This window comes from Methanobrevibacter sp., from assembly GCF_017432245.1.
In the GTDB taxonomy this organism is placed as follows: domain Archaea; phylum Methanobacteriota; class Methanobacteria; order Methanobacteriales; family Methanobacteriaceae; genus Methanobrevibacter.
Genome location: NZ_JAFRJO010000102.1, coordinates 1 through 4349, shown reverse-complemented (window position 1 = coordinate 4349; position 4349 = coordinate 1). Strand labels below are relative to the sequence as shown.

Genomic DNA, 4349 nt, shown 5'->3' with positions numbered 1-4349 from the left:
TTCATGCTTTGGTACGAGCATATGGTCTTGAATATCAATTTTCAAATTTTTTCCTCCAAATAGAAAATTTAAAAAAAATAGATTTAGCCATAAAATATTTTAAAACTTGAAATAAACACATATACCCCAATAATACATAAATGAATCCACAATTCTAGTAGAATAAATTCTAAGTCAAATACAATATAAATTTAAATATGATTTAAATAAGACATTGAAAATTAAAAAATCTTGAAAAATGTTAATTTAAAAATTTAAATTTAGTAAAGTTAGTAAATAAAAAAAATCAGAGCGGGCCCGACGGGAATTGAACCCGCGGCCGCTTGGTTAAAAGCCAAGCGCTCTGCCAGACTGAGCTACGGGCCCTGATTAAACAAATGAAATTCTTGTGTGGCTATCTTACTTAACATATAGTTAAGCGCCCTGGCCGGGATTTGAACCCGAGTCGCGGGCTCGACAGGCCCACATGATAGCCCCTACACCACCAGGGCAAACTATGTGAGTATAAGTAATACTCATAAAATAGTATATTTATTATTATATATAAATGTTTCTACATATCATATTGGGATAATTGAAATTCAAAAAAATCAAATTTCAAAATAAAACATATGATTAAAAGAGTCAATAATAATAAAAATCCCGACTGCCGGACTTGAACCAGCAACATTTGGATCTACAGTCCAACGCTCTGCCAAATTGAGCTAAGTCGGGATAGATACAAAGTGGGACCACCCGGATTTGAACCGGAGTCTCAGGCTCCCAAAGCCCAAAGGATCGACCAAGCTACCCTATGGTCCCATACAAAATTATTGTGCAACATAATTATTTTATATTACAATAATATATAAATGTTTTGGTAAATCAATTAAATAGTGTAAAAAAGCCCCGGACGGGAATTGAACCCGCGACCACGAGATTACAAGTCTCGCGCTCTACCAGACTGAGCCACCGAGGCATAGAAATAATAAATTAAAAATGAAGTTTAAAAAAAAATAAACTAGAATATTTTAAAATATTCAACAATAGTAATTAGTAAAATATCATTTAAATAGTTTACTATTGAATGTATTACAAAAATAAAAAATGAAATAGAATGAATAAAGAATATGAAAAAAAGATTAAGAGAAATAAATCTCTCTTAATTTTTGAGAAGACTCTTTAGGATCTTCTGCACTCATGATTGCACTTACAACTGAAAATCCTGCAATACCACTGCCCTTTAATGTATTGGCATTTTCTATGGTGATTCCACCAATTGCCACTACAGGAATATCAATTGAATCTACAATTTCCTTTAATTCCTCTTTTGATACTGAATCTGCATCATCCTTAGTGGCTGTAGGAAACACAGCCCCTGAACCAATATAATCTGCACTATCAGTTTCAGCTTTTTTAGCCTCTTCAACAGTTGAAGCAGAGACACCTAATATCTTTTCCTTGCCAATGATCTCACGTGCAACAACTGCAGGCATATCATCTTGGCCAATATGAACACCTTCACTATCAACTGCAAGGGCTATGTCAATCCTATCATTAATCAATAAGGGAACATCATATTTGCTGGTGATTTCCTTAACCTTTAAAGCCAACTCATAGAACTCCTTAGTTGAAGCAGTCTTTTCACGAAGCTGAACAATGGTAGTTCCACCTTTTATGGCTTCTTCAATAATATTTAAAAATTCCTCATCAGTTTTATTCCTACGGTCAGTAACCAAATAAACTGAATAGTCAATATCCTCTTTTTTCATTTAACCAACTACCTGCTATAATTAGATGTTGATTTCAAATAAATTAGCTCTTGCCACTAATTCCTCAGCAGTCAATTTATATAGATTGTCAATTAATAATGTTCTGAAACTACCAGTTCCCAAATCATTTTTCCTGACATAATCTGCAGCATTTTCACCTGCAACTGCCATTAATGCACATGCAGTAATTCCACCAATCAATGGATCATTAGCCCCTACAAATGAACCCATAATTGTAGTTAACATACAGCCACTACCAGTGATAAGTGGCATCATCGCATCACCATTCTCAAGACCAAAGGTCACCTCACCATCTGAAATAATATCAATAGGGCCACTTGCAATAACAACAGTATTCAATTCTTTAGCCAAAGCTTTTACAATTGCCCCATTAATAGCTAAATTATCCTTAGAAATAACATCATTTGCTGCTACATCCACTCCTTTGGCTACAGAATCATTACTTTCATCAAGATTAATCAATTTGGTAATAGCTTTAATTTCAGACATATTACCTCTAATTAATGCAAGAGGATAATTTTCAAGAATTTCTTTTGTCATATCATTTCTTAGGGCACTTACACCTGCACCTACTGGATCAAATATTATAGGTTTATTGATTTCCTTAGCTTGGTTTGCACTGTTTCTCATCAATTCATTTTGAGCCTTGCTTAATGTGCCGATATTGATTACAAGTGCACTTGCAATATTCACTATATCTCCACCTTCTTCAGCACCATTGGACATGATTGGTGATGCTCCAATAGCTAATGCTGCATTTGCACAATCAGTAACTGTTACAAAATTGGTTATGCAAAAAGTCAAAGGAGAAATTTCCTTTACATTTTTTAAAGCGTTTTGAAATCCGTTTAATGCGTTTTTTACATTTTCACTGTCAGCAATTATAATTTCATCTGTCATTTTATAACCTTTAAAATCTTAAATTTTTTCAACACTCTTATCTTTTATCTTTATTTTTATATAAAGTTTTGGATAATTTATCATGATTATTCATTATAAATTAATATGAAATTATTGAAAAGTATTTAAAATAACTCGAAAATATGATAAAAACCATTAAAAATTTTTATGAAAAGCAAATAATTACATGAAAAATAAGAATAAAATTAAAAAAAATAAAAAAAGAAATAGAAAAAATAGAAAAAATAGAAAGAGAAAGAGAACGAACAAGAAAAAGAAAATATAGAAAAAATAGAAAGAGAAAGAGAACGAACAAGAAAAAGAAAAAATAGAAAAAATAGAAAGAGAAAGAGAACGAACAAGAAAAAGAAAAAATAGAAAAGAAATGAAAAAAATAGAAAAAAAGAAAAAATAGAAAAAGAGAAATAATTTTAGAATTATTTTTCATCAAATAATTTCTTAGACTCTTCAAGGGCTACAACAGCAGGTAATGGATTACCAGCTAACATATCAATAGAAGCTCCACCACCACTACTGATATGGTCCATCTTATCACCATAACCTAAATTAACGGTAGCTGCTGCAATATGTCCTCCACCAATAACTGAAAATCCTTTTGAGGATGCGATTGCATTGATAATGTCTTCAGTACCGATTGCAAATTTAGGATCTTCGAAAACACCTGCAGGCCCATTTGCAAAGATGGTTTTTGCTTCTCTTAAAATCTTGGAATACTTAATTAAAGATTCTCTGCCAATATCAAAAATAGAAGCATCAGGAATGTTTTCAATAGTCACATCTGCCCTATCCCCTTGAACACTGACTGCAACATCAGTAGGATAAACGATTTTGTCACCAAATCTTTCAATAAGGTCCCTGCATTTATCCACCATATCAAGGTATCCTCTTGATTCAATGAAATTCTTGTTGGTAGATTTGATATCATATCCTGCAGCCCAAATAAATATATTAGCAACAAGTCCAGAAACAAGGACATAATCTGCTGTGCCGTTTGCCAAAACATTTTCGGTTACAGTGATTGAATCATCTGCCTTCATTCCACCTAAAGCAAAAACACATGGGTGTTGAACATTCTCTAAAGCATTACCTATGACTGTCAATTCTTTTTCCATAACTCGTCCTGCAGCTGATGGAACAGTTCTTGTAAATCCAACCAAAGAGGTTTGAGATCTGTGTGCTGCAGCAAATGCATCATTTACAAAATAATCAACTAAAGGAGTTAATGTTTTTACAAGCACAGAAGTAGCTTCTTCCTCTGCGGAACGTTTCAATTGCTCTTCTGAAAAGAATCTAACATTTTCTAAAAGCAAGATTTGCCCAGGTTCTAAAGCTATAATTGATTCTCTTGCCTTAGATGAGAAGATTGAATCAACATATTTCACTTCCAGACCGACTGCCCTAGATAAAACGACCGCATGTTGCTCTAATGTGGTAAAATCATCTTTACCTGGACGACTTTGGTGAGCAAGAATAACAGTTTTAGCACCTTTCATAGACAATTCCTTAATGGTTTCTGCATGCAATTTCATACGGGTATCATCTAAAATGATTCCAGAATTAGGGTCTACAGGGGAATTAATATCAATCCTAACTAAAACTGTTTTGCCATTTACATCAAAATCATCAATAGTATTAAAGTTAGCCATAATTTCACTC

General features: G+C 33.0%; 3 protein-coding genes and 5 tRNA genes. All 8 read right to left on the bottom strand.

Annotated elements, in window-relative coordinates; genetic code table 11:
- Positions 1-292: 292 nt before the first annotated feature.
- The 8 genes from IJI80_RS08110 to IJI80_RS08075 all read right to left on the bottom strand — a co-directional run bounded on the left by IJI80_RS08110 (position 293) and on the right by IJI80_RS08075 (position 4342).
- Positions 293-366, bottom strand: a tRNA-Lys gene (locus IJI80_RS08110).
- A 53-nt stretch (positions 367-419) separates the two neighbouring features.
- Positions 420-491: transfer RNA gene (locus IJI80_RS08105), tRNA-Asp, on the bottom strand.
- Between the two features lie 149 nt (positions 492-640).
- Positions 641-714, bottom strand: a tRNA-Tyr gene (locus tag IJI80_RS08100).
- 12 nt (positions 715-726) lie between these two features.
- A tRNA-Pro gene (locus IJI80_RS08095) sits at positions 727-801 on the bottom strand.
- Between the two features lie 83 nt (positions 802-884).
- A tRNA-Thr gene (locus IJI80_RS08090) sits at positions 885-958 on the bottom strand.
- Between the two features lie 163 nt (positions 959-1121).
- Entirely contained in the window at positions 1122-1751 is a 630-nt protein-coding gene (gene thiE / locus IJI80_RS08085; protein ID WP_292789292.1) for a thiamine phosphate synthase, read from the bottom strand.
- 21 nt (positions 1752-1772) lie between these two features.
- Positions 1773-2672 (bottom strand): hydroxyethylthiazole kinase, encoded by a 900-nt coding sequence (gene thiM / locus IJI80_RS08080; RefSeq protein WP_292789290.1) that lies wholly within the window; start codon positions 2670-2672, stop codon positions 1773-1775.
- Between the two features lie 437 nt (positions 2673-3109).
- Positions 3110-4342, bottom strand: coding sequence for a phosphoglycerate kinase (locus IJI80_RS08075; RefSeq protein WP_292789295.1), 1233 nt, complete (start codon positions 4340-4342; stop codon positions 3110-3112).
- Positions 4343-4349: the final 7 nt, after the last annotated feature.

Excerpts from the sequence above, each read along its gene's own strand:
- thiE (WP_292789292.1), bottom strand. The coding sequence starts at position 1,751 with ATGAAAAAAGAGGATATTGACTATTCAGTTTATTTGGTTACTGACCGT.
- thiM (WP_292789290.1), bottom strand. The coding sequence starts at position 2,672 with ATGACAGATGAAATTATAATTGCTGACAGTGAAAATGTAAAAAACGCA.